The organism is Citrobacter sp. Ce006, assembly GCF_030336535.1.
Classification (GTDB): Bacteria; Pseudomonadota; Gammaproteobacteria; order Enterobacterales; family Enterobacteriaceae; genus Citrobacter; species Citrobacter europaeus.
In genome coordinates this window covers 604,623-620,661 of the sequence record NZ_JAOWDO010000072.1, presented here as the reverse complement: position 1 = coordinate 620,661, position 16,039 = coordinate 604,623, and the positions used below count along the sequence as shown (strand labels likewise).

Below are 16,039 nucleotides of genomic sequence, written 5' to 3'. Positions count from 1 at the left end.
CTTTTTAATTTTATCATCCCAAAAACGGTATGATGGCATACAGTAAAGATGAGAATAACAAAGGGATGGCATAATGGCGCACGCACATACTCATACTTCCTCTGAGCAACCGAAGGACAATAATGCCCGCCGACTGATGTTCGCATTTTGCATTACAGCCGGATTTATGTTGGTTGAAGTGGTGGGGGGAATACTCTCCGGCTCGCTGGCCTTGCTGGCCGACGCCGGGCATATGCTCACGGATGCCGCGGCGCTCCTTTTCGCGTTGCTGGCGGTCCAGTTTTCCCGCCGCCCACCCACAATCCGCCACACCTTCGGTTGGCTGAGGCTCACGACGCTGGCTGCATTTGTTAATGCCATCGCATTGGTCGTTATCACCATTTTAATCGTCTGGGAGGCGGTTGAACGCTTCCAGACGCCTCGCCCCGTGGCTGGCGGCATGATGATGGTTATAGCTGTCGCAGGCCTACTGGCCAACGTGCTCGCTTTTTGGGTTTTACATCGCGGCAGTGAAGAGAAAAACCTGAACGTCCGCGCCGCAGCGCTGCATGTGATGGGCGATTTACTCGGTTCTGTTGGGGCAATTATCGCGGCACTGATTATCATCTGGACGGGCTGGACGCCTGCGGATCCGATCCTGTCGATCCTGGTTTCCGTGCTGGTGCTGCGCAGTGCCTGGCGATTATTAAAAGATAGTGTTAATGAATTACTGGAAGGCGCCCCGCTGGCGCTGGATATCGCCGCACTACAGCGCCATCTCAGCCGGGACATCCCTGAAGTGCGCAACGTACACCATGTCCATGTCTGGATGGTGGGTGAAAAACCGGTGATGACGCTGCATGTACAGGTGATCCCGCCGCACGATCACGATGCGCTGCTGGAGCGTATTCAACATTTCCTTATCCATCACTACCAGATTGAGCATGCGACGATCCAGATGGAGTATCAGCCGTGCAATGGGCCGGACTGCCACCTGTATCAGGGCGTGTCCGGCCATTCACATCACCACCATTAATGGGACAGCGCGTGGGAACCCCGCTCACGCGCGCTGTTAATCCACATCCTGCTACCGTTCAGGGCGATAACCGTCAGGATCACATATTCCAGCGACATGGCATATACGCCTTGCAGGGCAAATATCACCACGCTGATGACGTTAATGATCACCCACAGCAGCCAGTTTTCAACGTATTTACGCGTCATCAGGATCATCGCCGCAATCGACAGCACCATCATGCAGGAGTCCCAGAACGGGAATGCATCGGGTTGCAGTTCAGGCACAACAACCTGTAATCCCAATGCCTGCATGATGTTCACCGCGATACGGGTCAGGAACGCAAAGACCGGATCGATATAGACCGACATCAGGCCAATCGCCACCACGCAAGCCGCCAGCCAGCCGATCGCTTTTGGTAACGGCAGCCAGCGAATTTTCAGTTCCGCTTCATGCTGGTTGGTTTGCCGGGACCAGGCATACCAGCCGTAGATGTTGGCGGCAAAGAAGAAAACTTGCAGCAACAGGCTGGCATAGAGTTGGATCTGAAAGAAGATAATCGCAAACAACGTGACGTTTATCAGACCAAAGAAGTAATTGCTGATTTTCTCAAGACTCGCGAGGCCAATACACAGCAACCCGGCGATAGTCCCCACGGCTTCGATCCATGACAGATCGTAACCGCCCGCGCCAATCGGAATATGTACCAGAATGTTCTGCGTGCTAAAAAAGTCCATCTTTTCCCCCAGAGCAAAAAAATAAATAATTAAGCTCGAAGTGTAGCCGCAAATTCCAACATACGGTTTAACGGCAACAACGCCCCTTCTCGCAGTGCGGCATCAACATGTATCTCATGAGCCGCACCACCCTCCTCCAGGCCCTCAGCAATCGCCTTGAGGCCGTTCATCGCCATCCACGGACAATGCGCGCAGCTGCGACAAGTTGCCCCCTCACCGGCCGTCGGAGCTTCAAGTAGCTCTTTATCCGGAACGGCTTGCTGCATTTTGTAAAAAATGCCCCGGTCAGTCGCCACAATCAGCTGCTTGTGCGGTAACGATTTTGCTGCATTAATTAGCTGGCTGGTTGAGCCAACCGCATCAGCCATATCTACGATAGACTGAGGAGACTCCGGGTGCACCAGCACAGCGGCATCAGGGTAAAGCCCTTTCATGCGTGTTAAAGCCTGGGTTTTAAACTCATCGTGGACGATACAAGCTCCCTGCCAACAAAGAACGTCTGCACCGGTCTGTTTTTGCACGTAGTTGCCCAGATGCCTGTCCGGGGCCCAGATGATTTTTTGACCTAAACTATCAAGATGCTCAATAAGTTCTACTGCGATACTGGAAGTGACAACCCAGTCCGCACGTGCTTTAACGGCGGCTGAGGTATTAGCGTAAACCACCACGGTACGATCCGGATGCGCGTCGCAAAATGCGCTGAACGCGTCAATCGGACAGCCCAGATCTAATGAACATTCCGCCTGTAAGGTCGGCATCAGGATAGTCTTTTCCGGGCTGAGAATTTTGGCGGTTTCTCCCATAAACCTCACGCCGGCAACCAGCAGCGTAGAGGCAGAATGTTTTGCACCAAACCGCGCCATCTCCAGAGAATCGGAGATACAGCCGCCGGTCTCTTCTGCCAACTGCTGAATTTCAGGATCGGTGTAATAGTGCGCGACCATAACGGCATCACGCTCTTTCAGCAGGCGCTTGATTTTTTCACGATAAAATTGCTTTTCATCCACACTCAGCGGCGCTGGTTTCGGCGGAAACGGATAAATTGCTGCTTCTGGATCAAACATCACGCTCATCTTGCTTTCTCGTTTTACTGGCTTAACGAAATAACCGATTAAAAGCGTGACGCACGCCATATTCGGTTTGATTTGTTTTATATGCTAAACAAGATAGCGGATTGGCGCAGAAAAGTCACAATAATTGCGTGTGATGAGTGCCGGATGGCGACTGGCGTCTTATCCGGCCTACATTTGGCACCCGTAGGCCTGATAAGCGAAGCGCATCAGCCAAGCAGGTTCGAATCTTATAAATCGCAGATAGCAAAAAGGCGCCTTTAGGGCGCCTTTTTACACTGGTGGGGCGTGCAGGATTCGAACCTGCGACCAATTGATTAAAAGTCAACTGCTCTACCAACTGAGCTAACGCCCCCATATGGGGTGTACTACTTCAATTATTCAGGATGGTGGGTCGTGCAGGATGACTCGGCTTCGCCTCGCCCTACGGGCCGTTGCTTACGCAACGTTATCCTTCACGGTTTACTATTGCTTTCACCAGAAACATTGGTGGGTCGTGCAGGATTCGAACCTGCGACCAATTGATTAAAAGTCAACTGCTCTACCAACTGAGCTAACGACCCGCTCGGATGCAACCTGAAAAATTTTTACTCGGAACCACCAAAATAGTGGTGGGGCGTGCAGGATGACTCGACTTCGTCTCGCCCTAACGGGCCGTTGCTAAAGCAACGTTATCCTTCACGTTTAACATCTGAGTACGATGTTAAAGTTGGTGGGGCGTGCAGGATTCGAACCTGCGACCAATTGATTAAAAGTCAACTGCTCTACCAACTGAGCTAACGCCCCGAGTGGTGGGTGATGACGGGATCGAACCGCCGACCCCCTCCTTGTAAGGGAGGTGCTCTCCCAGCTGAGCTAATCACCCGATACTACGCTGGATACTGCATTAAGTGGTGGGTCGTGCAGGATTCGAACCTGCGACCAATTGATTAAAAGTCAACTGCTCTACCAACTGAGCTAACGACCCACTTTTTTTCACCGCTTTCGGGCTGTTTGATATCCCTTGGCAACGGCGGCATATATTACTGATTTCAGATTTTAGCGCAACAAAAATTTCGATGTAAATAACTCAACTGCTTAGGAATCACACGACACGACCAGAAATAACACGATTTCTGGTCGCATGGTGGTCATTACATCGCGCCAAGGCGTTTTTGCGCTTGTTTCGCGCCATCAGTGCCAGGATATTTAGTGATAACCTGCTGATAAACCGCTTTAGCTTTTGCTGTGTCACCTTTGTCCTGCATGATAACGCCGACTTTATACATCGCGTCTGCAGCCTTAGGTGATTTTGGGAAGTTTTTAACTACCGAAGCAAAATAGAACGCAGCATCATCCTTTTTACCCTTGTTGTAATTCAACTGACCCAGCCAGTAATTCGCATTTGGCAGGTAAGTAGAGTCTGGGTACTTTTTGATGAAGTTCTGGAATGCTTCAATCGCGTCATCCTGGCGGGATTTATCCTGTACCAGGGCAATTGCTGCATTGTAATCGGTATTCGCATCGCCAGTTTGCACGGGAGCCCCTGACGTTGCCGCAGCTCCCGCATCAGGTGTAGGAGTTACCGCCCCACTCTGATCGCCACTCGTAGACTGTGCCGCAGGCGCACTACCGCTGCCAAGATTATTCATCTGCAGCAATATTTGCTTCTGGCGCTCAACAACCTGATTCAGTTGATACTGATTTTCCTGAATTTGACCACGCAGGGAATCAATATCGGACTGATTATCGGAGAGTTGTTGCTGGAGTTGGGTTAAAAGCTGACTGTGAGCGTTAGAAATACGCTCGAGTTGAGTGACACGGTCTTCGACCGAGCCAGAGCCGACACTACTGATTGGCGCCTGTGCAAAAGCGGCCCAGGGGGCCGCTATGCCAACCAGTAACGACAGACTCAACAGATGATGTCTGAAGTTACTGCTCATGCAATTCTCTTAGTAAACCAGTACGGCGCGACGGTTTTTGGCGTAAGCCGCTTCGTCATGACCCAGTACTGCAGGTTTTTCTTTACCGTAAGAAACGATGGAGATCTGGTCAGCAGAAACGCCTTTACCCTGCAGGTACATCTTAACGGCGTTCGCACGACGCTCACCCAGGGAGATGTTGTACTCAGGCGTACCACGTTCGTCCGCATGACCTTCTACGGTGACTTTGTAAGACGGGTTGCTACGCAGGAAGTTAGCGTGAGCATCCAGCATTGCAGCGAAGTCAGAACGGATATCGTACTTGTCCAGATCGAAGTAAACGATGTTGTTCTGCTGCAGCTGTTGCATCTGAAGACGCGCTTGCTCTTCAGAAGACATGTTGCCGCTGCCGTTTGCATCCATACCAGTGCCGGCACCCAGCATGCCTTCGCTGCCGTCATTGCTGGCGTTCTTGTTAGAAGAACACGCTGCAATAGCCATAACAGGCAGAGCAATCATCAGCCCTTTCAGCACTTTGTTCAGTTGCATTTCAATGATTCCTTTATTAATCAATTATTTATTATCACAGATACGGCGACCAGGCAGGGAATTTAACCTGACCATCAGTTGCCGGAAGACGCGCTTTGAAACGCCCATCTGTAGAAACCAAATTCAGCACGGATCCCATCCCCTGAGAAGAGCTGTAGATTACCATAGTGCCGTTAGGTGCCAGACTTGGCGTTTCATCCAGGAACGTTGACGACAGGACTTGTACGCCACCCGCTACCAGATCTTGTTTGGCAATGTGCTGCTGACCATTGGCAGAGCTTACCATTACCATAAACTTACCGTCGCTGCTCACATCTGCATCCTGGTTTTGCGAACCTTCCCAGGTAATACGCTGCGGAGCACCGCCGTTGACGTTAACTTTATATACCTGCGGACGACCGGCCTGGTCAGAGGTAAAGGCCAGGTTTTGGCTGTCCGGGAACCAGGTAGGTTCCGTGTTGTTACTACGACCATCCGTAACCTGACGGATCTGACCGGAACCAATGTCCATGACATACAGGTTCAGGCTACCGGTTTTAGACAGGGCAAACGCCAGTTTGCTGCCATCCGGAGAAAACGCAGGTGCACCGTTGTGACGTGGGAACGACGCTACCTGACGAACCGCGCCATTAGACAACGTCTGAATAACCAGTGCAGAACGACCGCTTTCGAAAGTGACGTATGCCAGTTTTGAACCGTCCGGAGACCACGCCGGTGACATCAGCGGCTGCGGAGAACGGTGTACCACGAACTGGTTGTAACCATCGTAGTCAGACACACGTAATTCGTACGGGAACTGACCGCCGTTAGTCTGAACAACATAAGCGATACGGGTACGGAATGCACCTTTAATACCGGTCAGTTTTTCAAACACTTCGTCACTGGCCGTATGGCCCGCATAACGCAGCCACTGCTTGTTCACTTTATAAGTATTCTGCGCCAGTACGGTACCCGGCGCGCCACCGGTATCTACCAGTTGATAAGCGACGCTGTAGGAACCATCCGGATTCGGTGTAACCTGACCGACGACCACGGCATCAATACCCAGCGCAGACCATGCGGCAGGTTGAACTTCCTGCGCGGTACCCGGCTGCTGAGGCAGACGAGAGCGGTCTAACGGATTAAATTTACCGCTGTTACGCAGGTCAGCGCCTACGATGCCACCGATATCTTCAGGTGCAGCACCCGGCCCTGCCCACTGGAAGGGGACAACACCAATCGGGCGTGCCGAGTCCACCCCCTGGGTGATCTCGATACGTACTTCTGCGTGCAGCACCGCTGCCCACAGCATCAGAAAACCAAATGCTACTCGTAATGCCTGCTTCATCATATCTCCCTTATCTGGACGGAAAGCCCACGATAATTTAGCAGAATGTTAACAAACTCAAATACACAAAACTACCAGAACTCTGTCTCAACCTTAGACCGTTTCTCCTGAATTCTCAGGGGGCGTTATTACAGTTTAAAGTCCAGTTTGGCATCTTTTACTTTTTCATAAACAGCCTGGCTAGGCGGTTTAGGAATTCTGGCTGTTTTCGCAGCCGTCAGCGCAGCCTGGCACAATGCCGGATCGCCGCCCTCTTCGGTCACATCCAGTAACAGACCATCGGGTGCTAACTTGATATGTAATACACAAGATTTACCTGCATACAAATCGGCACCATACAGACGACTCTGGATCGCATTACGAATTTGAGATGCGTAAGCACTGATATCAGCGCCAGAAGCACCGCCATTAGCACCACTTGTACCACTATCTTTCGCCGGTTGACCGCTTCCTTTCGCTCCACCACCCGATTTCGGTGCATTCTTACCGGAGCTTAGGTCACCCAACAAGTCGTCAACGCCAGAGGCTGCTGCGGCTTTTTCGGCCGCAGCCTTTTTCGCAGCAGCCGCTTTATCAGCCGCAGCTTTCTTATCGGCAGCGGCTTTCTCGGCTGCAGCTTTTTTATCTGCAGCTGCTTTTTCAGCCGCGGCTTTCTTATCAGCCGCCGCTTTTTCAGCAGCGGCAGCTTTCGCGGCGGCGGCTTTTTCTGCTTTCTCAGCGGCAGCTTTCTCGGCTGCAGCTTGCTTAGCGGCCTCAGCCTGCGCTTTCTTCGCAGCGTCTGCTGCTGCCTTAGCAGCTTGTGCTTCTGCAGCTTTCTTCGCATCAGCGGCGGCTTTAGCAGCTTCAGCCTCAGCTTTTTTCTGTGCGTCCGCAGCGGCTTTCTTCGCAGCATCTGCCGCTTGTTTCGCCTGAGCATCAGCTTTGGCCTTCGCATCTGCAGCAGCCTTCGCCGCAGCTTCTTCAGCCTGTTTCTGTTGCTCTTGCGCTTTCGCGGCGGCGGCTTCGGCCTGCTTTTGCTGTTCCGCCTGTTCGCGCACTTTTTCCTGCGCGGCTAAACGTTCTTTTTCCAGCTGCTTCAGTCGCTCTTGCTCAGCCGCCTGCTTCTCGCGAAGTTCCTCAGCTTGCTGCTGCGCCTGTTTTTCACGCTGTTCTTCTGCACGTTTCGCACTTGCCTGCTGCTGCTGCTGCCTGTCGTACTGTTGCACAACGGCGCCAGGATCGACCATAACGGCGTCGATGGACGAACCGCCACCGCCGCCAGCTGAAGCATCAATGTGCTCATCGAACGAACTCCAGATCAGTACTGCAAATAAAATGACATGCAGCACCGCTGAAATAATTATCGCCCTTTTGAGCTTGTCGTTTTGTTCGGTTGCCTTTGACACTCTCGGTTCCCAAAAAACTGTTCGCCTGTTACGCGCTATCTTTCAAGCCAGCAAAACGCGGTCATCAGATTGGCTGCGTCATCAAGCCAACCGATTTTACGCCTGCACTGTGTAACAAGTTCAGCGCTTTAATTATTTCATCATAAGGCACGTCTTTCGCACCACCGATTAAAAAGACCGTTTTCGGATTGGTCTGCAGGCGGCTTTTCGCTTCCGCGATAACCTGCTCCGGCGGCAGTTGATCCATCCTGTCTTTCTCAACGACCACGCTGTATTGCCCAATACCGGAAACCTCAATAATGACCGGCGGTTCGTCGTTACTGCTGACGGCTTGCGATTCGGTCGCATCCGGCAGGTCGACTTCCACACTCTGCGTAATGATCGGCGCGGTTGCCATAAAGATCAGCAACAGCACCAGCAGTACGTCGAGCAGCGGTACAATATTGATTTCGGACTTGAGTTCGCGACGACCTCGTCCACGCGTTCTGGCCATGGCTTACCCCTTGTTGCTCTCGCTAACGGTAAACGCCTGGCGGTGCAGAATCGCGGTGAACTCTTCCATAAAGTTGTCGTAATTCAGTTCCAGCTTGTTCACGCGCTGATTCAGTCGGTTGTAAGCCATAACCGCCGGGATTGCCGCAAACAGACCGATAGCCGTGGCGATCAACGCTTCCGCGATACCCGGCGCGACCATTTGCAGCGTAGCCTGTTTTACCGCGCCCAGCGCGATAAATGCGTGCATGATCCCCCAAACGGTACCGAACAGACCGATATACGGGCTGATGGAGCCGACGGTGCCGAGGAATGGAATATGCGTTTCCAGCGTTTCCAGTTCACGGTTCATCGAGATACGCATCGCACGGGATGCCCCTTCAACGACCGCTTCCGGCGCGTGGCTATTCGCCCGATGCAGACGCGCAAACTCTTTGAATCCGCTATAGAAAATTTGCTCTGAGCCCGCCAGATTATCACGACGCCCCTGGCTTTCCTGATACAGACGCGACAATTCAATACCAGACCAGAACTTGTCTTCAAATGCTTCGGCTTCACGTGAAGCAGCATTAAGAATACGGGTCCGCTGGATAATAATGGCCCAGGATGCGATTGAGAAACCAATCAAAATCAACATGATAAGTTTAACCAGAAGGCTTGCCTTCAGGAACAAATCAAGGATATTCATGTCAGTCACTGCTTAAACTCCGCGACAATAGACTTGGGAAGCGCACGAGGCTTCATTTTGAGTGGATCAACGCAAACGATCAGAACTTCGGCTTCATTCAGCACGGTGTTCTCTGCGTTGACAATGCGTTGCGTGAAAACCAATGAGGTGCCACGCATTGACGTAATTTCGGTTTGAACTTCGAGCATATCGTCGAGCCGGGCAGGCGCAAAATACTCGAGGGTCATCTTGCGCACCACAAAGGCTACACGTTCGGCCAACAGGACCTGCTGACTGAAGTGATGATGACGCAGCATCTCTGTACGAGCTCTTTCATAAAAAGCGACGTAGCTGGCGTGGTAAACCACCCCACCGGCATCGGTATCTTCATAGTAGACACGAACCGGCCATCGAAACATATACTTATTCATTCCTACTGCCTCTTTGTTGGCTTCGCCCACTCACACCAGTTGCTTACCCTGGTAAGCGCCTGGTGACTCGCGTTCTTGCCGCCGCGATGCATCAAGAATGTCGTTGTATATCGCGCTGTCTTCACTGTACATCCCGGTAATGCAACAAAAGGTTAGTGCTTTCAAACTTCGCTACTATACGCGCGGGAATGGTGCTTTGGAATGGGGGAAAGTAAACGGAGAGTAAAAAATTATGGGCTTATGCAAGCCCATAAATATTTAAGGATGTTTCTTATTCAAAAGAAGAAGAAAAACACTCCAACAATGAGGACGATATCCGCGATCAGCGGGCAGAAGATACCCTGCCAGTGTACGGCACGAGGACGGAAGCCAACGCCGTGAATAATGCCTGCGCAGACCGCCCACATCAGCAGGAAACCATGCCAGATTTCAAGCTCACTGGTTTTGGCCGCAAAACGTGACGGATCCCAGAATATGCAGCCAGCCAACACGATTGCCAGCACAAAGGAAAGCGCCCGCAGGGGGCGCTTGTCCATCGCGTTGTATACCATCGCGATAATGTTGGTCATCAGCTATCTTCTTGTCCGGCTTTGCCTGATTCAACGTGCTCAAGCGCCAGCGCTGTGATTATCCCAAATGCACAGGCAAGAAGCGTTCCCAAAATCCATGCGAAATACCACATTTTAAGCTCCTTACTTAGTACAGAGAGTGGGTGTTGCTTTCAATATCTTCTTTAGTGATGCGACCGAACATCTTCCAGTAGCACCAGCCGGTGTACAACAGAATGATCGGTACAAACACCGCCGCGACCCAGGTCATCAGGTTCAATGTAAGCTGGCTGGAGGTGGCATCCCACATAGTCAGGCTTGCGTTCATCATGGTGCTGGATGGCATCACAAACGGGAACATTGCGATACCGGCAGTCAGGATGATGCAGGCTAACGTCAGTGAGGAGAAGACGAACGCCCATGCCCCTTTCTCCATACGAGAAGTCAGGATAGTCAACAGCGGCAGAACGACGCCCAGTGCAGGAACCAGCCACAGAATAGGTGCATTGTTAAAGTTCACCATCCATGCGCCAGCCTCGCGAGCCACTTCTTTGGTCAGCGGGTTAGAGGCGGCATGGTGATCCAGTGCGGAGGTCACAACATAACCGTCAATACCGTAAATCACCCATACACCGGCCAGCGCGAAGCAGACCAGAGTCACCAGTGCCGCAACCTGCGAAGTTGCACGTGCACGCAGATGCAGCTCACCTACCGTACGCATCTGCAGATAGGTCGCGCCCTGGGTGATGATCATCCCAACACTCACGACACCCGCCAGCAGACCAAACGGATTCAGCAACTGGAAGAAGTTACCGGTGTAGTACAGACGCATGTAGTCGTCTACGTGGAACGGAACCCCTTGCAGCAGGTTGCCGAATGCCACGCCAATAACCAGCGGTGGAACGAAGCTACCAATGAAGATGCCCCAGTCCCACATGTTGCGCCAGCGCATGTCTTCAATCTTGGAGCGGTAATCAAAACCGACCGGACGGAAGAACAACGACGCCAGTACCAGAATCATCGCCACATAGAAGCCGGAGAACGCAGCGGCATACACCATCGGCCAGGCTGCGAACAGTGCGCCGCCTGCGGTGATGAGCCAAACCTGGTTACCGTCCCAGTGTGGGGCGATGGAGTTAATCATAATTCGACGCTCGGTATCATTACGACCGAGGAAACGGGTGAGCATGCCCACCCCCATGTCGAAGCCATCAGTGACCGCGAAACCAATCAGCAGAATGCCAACCAGCAGCCACCAGATAAAACGCAATACTTCATAATCGATCATTTGACGACTCCTGTCTTAGCGTGCCGGCTGAGAAGTCACAGTGGACTGCTCGTAGTGATAACGACCGGTTTTCAGGCTACTCGGCCCAAGGCGTGCGAACTTGAACATCAGATACAGTTCAGCCACCAGGAACAGGGTATACAGGCCGCAAATCAACAGCATCGAGAAGATGAGGTCGCCAGCGGTCAGCGAAGAGTTCGCTACGGCTGTTGGTAATACTTCACCAATCGCCCACGGTTGACGACCGTACTCTGCGACAAACCAACCGGATTCGATCGCAATCCACGGCAGAGGAATCGCATACAGCGCAGTGCGCAGCAGCCATTTTTTCTCACCGATACGGTTACGAAGTACGGTCCAGAAGGACACAGCGATGATTGCCAGCATCAGAATGCCGCATGCCACCATGATACGGAATGCGAAGTACAGCGGCGCAACGCGAGGAATAGAATCTTTCGTTGCCTGCTGAATTTGCGCTTCGGTCGCGTCGGTGACGTTATCCGTATAGCGTTTCAGCAGCAGACCATAACCCAGGTCTTTCTTCATGCTGTTGAACTGATCGCGAACGGCCTGATCGGTCGTACCAGCACGCAGCTCTTCCAGCAGTTGATACGCTTTCATCCCGTTACGGATGCGCTCTTCGTGCTGCACCATCAGATCTTTCAGACCAATGACCGGTGTATCAACAGAGCGGGTGGCAATGATGCCCAGCGCATAAGGAATTTGAATCGCAAAATGGTTTTCCTGCGCATCCTGGTCCGGAATACCGAACAGCGTAAAGGAAGCCGGTGCAGGCTGAGTTTCCCATTCTGCTTCAATCGCAGCGAGTTTGGTTTTCTGCACGTCGCCCATTTCGTAACCGGATTCATCACCCAGAACGATAACAGACAGAATTGCAGCCATACCAAAGCTGGCGGCGATGGCAAAAGAACGTTTAGCGAACGCGAAGTCACGACCGCGCAGCATATAGTAGGAGCTGATCCCCAGAACGAACATCGCGCCACAGACATAACCAGATGCCACAGTGTGAACAAATTTCACCTGTGCAACCGGGTTGAGCACCAGTTCAGAGAAGCTCAGCATCTCCATACGCATGGTTTCGAAATTGAAATCCGCGGCGATTGGGTTTTGCATCCAGCCGTTCGCAACCAGAATCCACAGCGCGGACAGGTTAGAACCCAGAGCTACCAGCCAGGTGACGCACATATGCTGGACTTTACCCAAACGGTCCCAGCCGAAGAAGAACAGACCTACAAAGGTGGATTCGAGGAAGAAGGCCATCAAACCTTCGATCGCCAGCGGCGCACCGAAAATATCCCCTACATAGTGGGAGTAGTAGGACCAGTTAGTCCCGAACTGGAACTCCATGGTCAGACCGGTTGCCACACCCAGAGCGAAGTTGATACCAAACAACTTGCCCCAGAACTTGGTCATATCTTTATAAATCTGTTTGCCGGAAAGGACGTAGACCGTTTCCATGATGGCCAGCAAGAACGCCATACCGAGCGTCAGTGGCACAAACAGGAAGTGGTACATCGCGGTCAAGGCAAACTGTAAGCGCGACAGTTCGACTATATCTAACATCATGACTCCTTGCTCATCGCATGAAGACTCCGAGAGTGAACCCCGTTAGAAAGGGTCACACGCATGCCCCAATACAAATTTATCTGCTTCCCCCCGCCGCTGCCCTTTCCTCTCATTTGAAGAAAGGACAATGATGAAAGGTTACAAACATGTTAATAAAACACTCAAATTGATCCCGCAATTATATTACGCCGTAAAATCCTTACAATAAACAGGTTTTTATCGAGGTAAATTTGCATTTTTCGATAGTGATCAATTTATAGCTAATTTACTACCTTCAGACCAATTTGATCTGCAGCAATTTAACCTCTTTTGATGCCGTTTACCAAGTTTTAAACATTGATTTAAATCAATTTTCAAATTTAATGTTAATAGTGTTTAGCAGTAAGATGACTAGTGAACATCATGTTAACAACATGTTTTTCAATGAGTAATTGCCGTTACTACAAATGATAGGTTATTTATTTAAATCTACACGATCTTTTAACTCGCCTGGCTGACAAAATTGTCCGCAGATAAAGAGTCACTATTGCTGGGTAGCTCACAGTTTTTTGTTTAGCAAGTCATGGATATGTTATTTCATACAAATTGTTCATTTAAATTTCACTTATAATTAACACCAAGATGTAACTATCTCAAATTGAAGCGAAAGCGTAGCTCATTGACAGACGCATTGCGTTTGGCGTTCTCCCGCAGAGCGCAGCCGTTCCGCTTAAATCATCACTTAAAGTTATCATTCACCTCTCTTCTTCTCTTATATGGCAATGTTTAAATATGCCACAAACAATTCATTATCATTTTTATCCTAAATTTAACAAAAGATAATTATGACATATAAGATTAAAAAATAAAAAACCGTTATCCCGTTCACAAGTTATTTAGTAAATGTGATTTTTTAAATTATTAAAAATGGTGCATAAACGAGGCGCGCAACAAAATAAGATTTCGATCACAAACATGGCAAGTTATTTATTACCCAATTTCCTAACAAATTAAAAATCATCGCAAAAACAAATCATAAGACACTGATAGTAAAGTGATTTTATAAAACAATAATATAACAATCATTTTGCGCAGGATATTTTGAAAATAGATCAATTGCTTCCTTTTCCGCTTCCACAGAAACTCCAACCCTATTAAGAGGTTGCCACAATCCATGTTCTAAATATTAGAAAACAATTTTCACTTATTGACCATCAGCCCTACAGAGGATTACCCATGAAGAAATCTACACTTGTTATTGGCGTCATCGGTGCTGACTGCCATGCAGTCGGTAATAAAGTTCTGGATCGCGTTTTTACAGCTCATGATTTTCACGTAATCAACCTCGGGGTGATGGTGAGCCAGGATGAATATATTGATGCCGCGATTGAAACAGGCGCCGATGCCATCGTGGTGTCCTCTATCTACGGTCACGGCGACATTGACTGCCTCGGGTTACGTGAGCGCTGCATAGAACGTGGCCTCGGCGACATTCTGCTGTACGTCGGCGGCAACCTGGTCGTCGGTAAACATGACTTCGCTGATGTGGAAGTGAAGTTTAAAGAGATGGGATTTAACCGCGTCTTCGCACCAAGCCATGACCTGGAAGATGTCTGCGCGCTTATCACTAATGATATTCACCAACACAATGGCCTTGAGCAGCGTTGCCTGGAAGAGGCTATCTGATGCAAACAGTTTCTGTCGATATCGGCTCGACATGGACCAAGGCTGCCCTCTTCGCCCATGAAGGCGAAGAATTAACCCTGGTAAACCATGTCCTGACCCCAACCACCACACATCATCTGGCAGACGGTTTTTTTGCCAGCCTGAATCAGGTGCTGAACGTTGCCGATGCTCGCCCGTTACTGAAAAGTGGTGAAGTGCAGTTGAAATACTCTTCTTCGGCCAAAGGTGGACTCGCCGTTGCAGCAATGGGGCTGGTGCCTTCCATTACGCTGGAATCGGCCAAAGTTACCGCCCATTCGGCAGGAGCGAAAATCGCGCAATATTATTCGTACAAGCTGAACCGTCATGACATTCAGGAGCTGGAATCTTCCCCCCCAGACATTCTGCTGTTTACCGGCGGTACAGACGGTGGCGAAGAAAGCTATGGCCTGGCGAATGCGCACGCGCTGGCAGGCTCAAAGCTTGATTGCGCCATTATTTACGCCGGAAACCGGGACATTCAGGACGAAATACAAACGATTCTGGGACATAAGGATCTGACCACGGTAGACAACATTCTGCCAGACCTCGATCACCCGAATCCGTTTGCTGCGCGCCAGGCGATTTGCGATGTGTTCTTGTCACGCATTGTCAAAGGCAAAGGCCTGGACGTCATTGTCGGCGAAACAGGCGAAGAGCCAATGCCGACGCCATGGACGGTATATGAGTTAGTTAAAGCCATTAGCGATTACGACAGCGCATGGAAGGAATTCATGCTGATTGATATGGGCGGAGCCACCACGGATGTCTATTCGGCCAGCGCGAATACCCTCTCCCCCGATACCGTCCTGCATGGTGTTCCTGAACCGTTCGTTAAACGTACCGTTGAAGGCGACCTGGGAATGCGCGTTTCCGCCGTCGTGGTGGGAGAAAGCACGCAGGAAATGGTGAAAGTCATCTTCGCCCAACAACCGCAGCGCGAGGAAGCGTTTTACCGCTACCTGCGTCACCTGGTTGGGCAACCGGATTACCTGCCACTCAGCGAGGAGGAGAAATATTTCGACACCCTGCTGGCAGGTTTGTGCGTGGGCTATGCCGCTGAGCGCCACGCGGGCACTAAAAAGCAGGTTTGCACCTGCGTGGGTAACGTGGATTTACAGATGGGTCGCGATCTCACCACCGTACGCAAAGTCGTCGGTTCAGGGGGATGGCTCTCTCGCGCCAGCCAGTTCGATATCCATAACTGGCTCAAATACCGGGAGCTGGACGACCAGGGTAAAAGAATTCTGTTACCGAATCAGTTTGAGTATTACCGCGATTCAAATGGCCTGCTCCCGCTACTGGCAAACGTCGCCAGGCTGTACCCGCAAGCCGCTGCTCGCACCAGCATTCAGTGTTTAACCCTATAAAACTTAAGGC

16 protein-coding genes and 5 tRNA genes are annotated in these 16,039 nt (G+C 50.9%); 3 read left to right on the top strand and 18 right to left on the bottom strand.

The annotated features are described in order from the left end of the window. Positions 1–73: 73 nt before the first annotated feature. Complete coding sequence (gene zitB / locus OGV94_RS17275) at positions 74–1,015, top strand: CDF family zinc transporter ZitB (RefSeq protein WP_043015648.1); 942 nt, start codon at positions 74–76, stop codon at positions 1,013–1,015. On the opposite strand, the gene pnuC is transcribed toward zitB, so the two are convergent. The 18 genes from pnuC to cydA all read right to left on the bottom strand — a co-directional run bounded on the left by pnuC (position 1,012) and on the right by cydA (position 12,973). Further along, positions 1,012–1,731: a nicotinamide riboside transporter PnuC gene (gene pnuC / locus OGV94_RS17270; RefSeq protein ID WP_003831446.1), complete on the bottom strand. Its 720-nt coding sequence runs from the start codon at positions 1,729–1,731 to the stop codon at positions 1,012–1,014. The genes zitB and pnuC overlap by 4 nt on opposite strands. A 29-nt stretch (positions 1,732–1,760) precedes the next feature. Further along, the gene (gene nadA, locus OGV94_RS17265; RefSeq protein ID WP_043015647.1) at positions 1,761–2,804 is read right to left on the bottom strand and encodes a quinolinate synthase NadA; all 1,044 of its coding nucleotides are present in this window, start codon (positions 2,802–2,804) and stop codon (positions 1,761–1,763) included. A gap of 276 nt (positions 2,805–3,080) precedes the next feature. Beyond that, positions 3,081–3,156 (bottom strand) — tRNA-Lys (locus OGV94_RS17260). Positions 3,157–3,288: 132 nt separating this feature from the next. After that, a tRNA-Lys gene (locus OGV94_RS17255) sits at positions 3,289–3,364 on the bottom strand. 147 nt (positions 3,365–3,511) lie between these two features. Further along, positions 3,512–3,587, bottom strand: a tRNA-Lys gene (locus tag OGV94_RS17250). A gap of 3 nt (positions 3,588–3,590) precedes the next feature. Further along, positions 3,591–3,666, bottom strand: a tRNA-Val gene (locus OGV94_RS17245). Between the two features lie 26 nt (positions 3,667–3,692). Continuing rightward, positions 3,693–3,768 (bottom strand) — tRNA-Lys (locus tag OGV94_RS17240). A gap of 166 nt (positions 3,769–3,934) precedes the next feature. After that, positions 3,935–4,723, bottom strand: a complete 789-nt coding sequence (cpoB, locus tag OGV94_RS17235) for a cell division protein CpoB (RefSeq protein ID WP_043015646.1) — start codon at positions 4,721–4,723, stop codon at positions 3,935–3,937. Between the two features lie 9 nt (positions 4,724–4,732). Next, on the bottom strand, positions 4,733–5,251 hold the full coding sequence (pal, locus tag OGV94_RS17230) for a peptidoglycan-associated lipoprotein Pal (RefSeq protein ID WP_003022983.1): 519 nt from the start codon (positions 5,249–5,251) through the stop codon (positions 4,733–4,735). A gap of 34 nt (positions 5,252–5,285) precedes the next feature. After that, positions 5,286–6,578, bottom strand: a complete 1,293-nt coding sequence (gene tolB, locus OGV94_RS17225; RefSeq protein WP_003022981.1) for a Tol-Pal system beta propeller repeat protein TolB — start codon at positions 6,576–6,578, stop codon at positions 5,286–5,288. A gap of 128 nt (positions 6,579–6,706) precedes the next feature. Continuing rightward, entirely contained in the window at positions 6,707–7,963 is a 1,257-nt protein-coding gene (tolA, locus tag OGV94_RS17220) for a cell envelope integrity protein TolA (protein ID WP_043015645.1), read from the bottom strand. Between the two features lie 64 nt (positions 7,964–8,027). Then, entirely contained in the window at positions 8,028–8,456 is a 429-nt protein-coding gene (gene tolR, locus OGV94_RS17215; RefSeq protein ID WP_003022978.1) for a colicin uptake protein TolR, read from the bottom strand. Between the two features lie 3 nt (positions 8,457–8,459). Then, a complete protein-coding gene (gene tolQ / locus OGV94_RS17210; protein WP_003022976.1) occupies positions 8,460–9,152 on the bottom strand; it encodes a Tol-Pal system protein TolQ in 693 nt (230 codons plus the stop codon). Then, complete coding sequence (gene ybgC / locus OGV94_RS17205; RefSeq protein ID WP_003831439.1) at positions 9,149–9,553, bottom strand: tol-pal system-associated acyl-CoA thioesterase; 405 nt, start codon at positions 9,551–9,553, stop codon at positions 9,149–9,151. Before ybgC ends, tolQ begins: the two co-directional genes overlap by 4 nt. A gap of 275 nt (positions 9,554–9,828) precedes the next feature. Continuing rightward, positions 9,829–10,122, bottom strand: coding sequence for a cyd operon protein YbgE (gene ybgE, locus OGV94_RS17200; RefSeq protein ID WP_286523858.1), 294 nt, complete (start codon positions 10,120–10,122; stop codon positions 9,829–9,831). Next, positions 10,122–10,235 carry a cytochrome bd-I oxidase subunit CydX gene (cydX, locus tag OGV94_RS17195; protein ID WP_003022970.1) on the bottom strand — a complete coding sequence of 38 codons (114 nt, stop codon included), beginning with the start codon at positions 10,233–10,235 and terminating at the stop codon, positions 10,122–10,124. The genes ybgE and cydX overlap by 1 nt, the downstream gene beginning before the upstream one ends. A gap of 14 nt (positions 10,236–10,249) precedes the next feature. Further along, on the bottom strand, positions 10,250–11,389 hold the full coding sequence (gene cydB, locus OGV94_RS17190; RefSeq protein ID WP_043015643.1) for a cytochrome d ubiquinol oxidase subunit II: 1,140 nt from the start codon (positions 11,387–11,389) through the stop codon (positions 10,250–10,252). Between the two features lie 15 nt (positions 11,390–11,404). Further along, on the bottom strand, positions 11,405–12,973 hold the full coding sequence (gene cydA, locus OGV94_RS17185) for a cytochrome ubiquinol oxidase subunit I (RefSeq protein WP_003022965.1): 1,569 nt from the start codon (positions 12,971–12,973) through the stop codon (positions 11,405–11,407). Between the two features lie 1,218 nt (positions 12,974–14,191). Here cydA and glmS point away from each other — a divergent pair. Then, on the top strand, positions 14,192–14,641 hold the full coding sequence (gene glmS, locus OGV94_RS17180) for a methylaspartate mutase subunit S (RefSeq protein ID WP_003022963.1): 450 nt from the start codon (positions 14,192–14,194) through the stop codon (positions 14,639–14,641). Beyond that, complete coding sequence (glmL, locus tag OGV94_RS17175) at positions 14,641–16,029, top strand: methylaspartate mutase accessory protein GlmL (RefSeq protein ID WP_043015642.1); 1,389 nt, start codon at positions 14,641–14,643, stop codon at positions 16,027–16,029. Before glmS ends, glmL begins: the two co-directional genes overlap by 1 nt. Positions 16,030–16,039: the final 10 nt, after the last annotated feature.

Excerpts from the sequence above, each read along its gene's own strand:
- zitB (WP_043015648.1), top strand. The coding sequence starts at position 74 with ATGGCGCACGCACATACTCATACTTCCTCTGAGCAACCGAAGGACAAT.
- pnuC (WP_003831446.1), bottom strand. The coding sequence starts at position 1,731 with ATGGACTTTTTTAGCACGCAGAACATTCTGGTACATATTCCGATTGGC.
- nadA (WP_043015647.1), bottom strand. The coding sequence starts at position 2,804 with ATGAGCGTGATGTTTGATCCAGAAGCAGCAATTTATCCGTTTCCGCCG.
- cpoB (WP_043015646.1), bottom strand. The coding sequence starts at position 4,723 with ATGAGCAGTAACTTCAGACATCATCTGTTGAGTCTGTCGTTACTGGTT.
- pal (WP_003022983.1), bottom strand. The coding sequence starts at position 5,251 with ATGCAACTGAACAAAGTGCTGAAAGGGCTGATGATTGCTCTGCCTGTT.
- tolB (WP_003022981.1), bottom strand. The coding sequence starts at position 6,578 with ATGAAGCAGGCATTACGAGTAGCATTTGGTTTTCTGATGCTGTGGGCA.
- tolR (WP_003022978.1), bottom strand. The coding sequence starts at position 8,456 with ATGGCCAGAACGCGTGGACGAGGTCGTCGCGAACTCAAGTCCGAAATC.
- ybgC (WP_003831439.1), bottom strand. The coding sequence starts at position 9,553 with ATGAATAAGTATATGTTTCGATGGCCGGTTCGTGTCTACTATGAAGAT.
- ybgE (WP_286523858.1), bottom strand. The coding sequence starts at position 10,122 with ATGACCAACATTATCGCGATGGTATACAACGCGATGGACAAGCGCCCC.
- cydX (WP_003022970.1), bottom strand. The coding sequence starts at position 10,235 with ATGTGGTATTTCGCATGGATTTTGGGAACGCTTCTTGCCTGTGCATTT.
- cydB (WP_043015643.1), bottom strand. The coding sequence starts at position 11,389 with ATGATCGATTATGAAGTATTGCGTTTTATCTGGTGGCTGCTGGTTGGC.
- cydA (WP_003022965.1), bottom strand. The coding sequence starts at position 12,973 with ATGTTAGATATAGTCGAACTGTCGCGCTTACAGTTTGCCTTGACCGCG.
- glmS (WP_003022963.1), top strand. The coding sequence starts at position 14,192 with ATGAAGAAATCTACACTTGTTATTGGCGTCATCGGTGCTGACTGCCAT.
- glmL (WP_043015642.1), top strand. The coding sequence starts at position 14,641 with ATGCAAACAGTTTCTGTCGATATCGGCTCGACATGGACCAAGGCTGCC.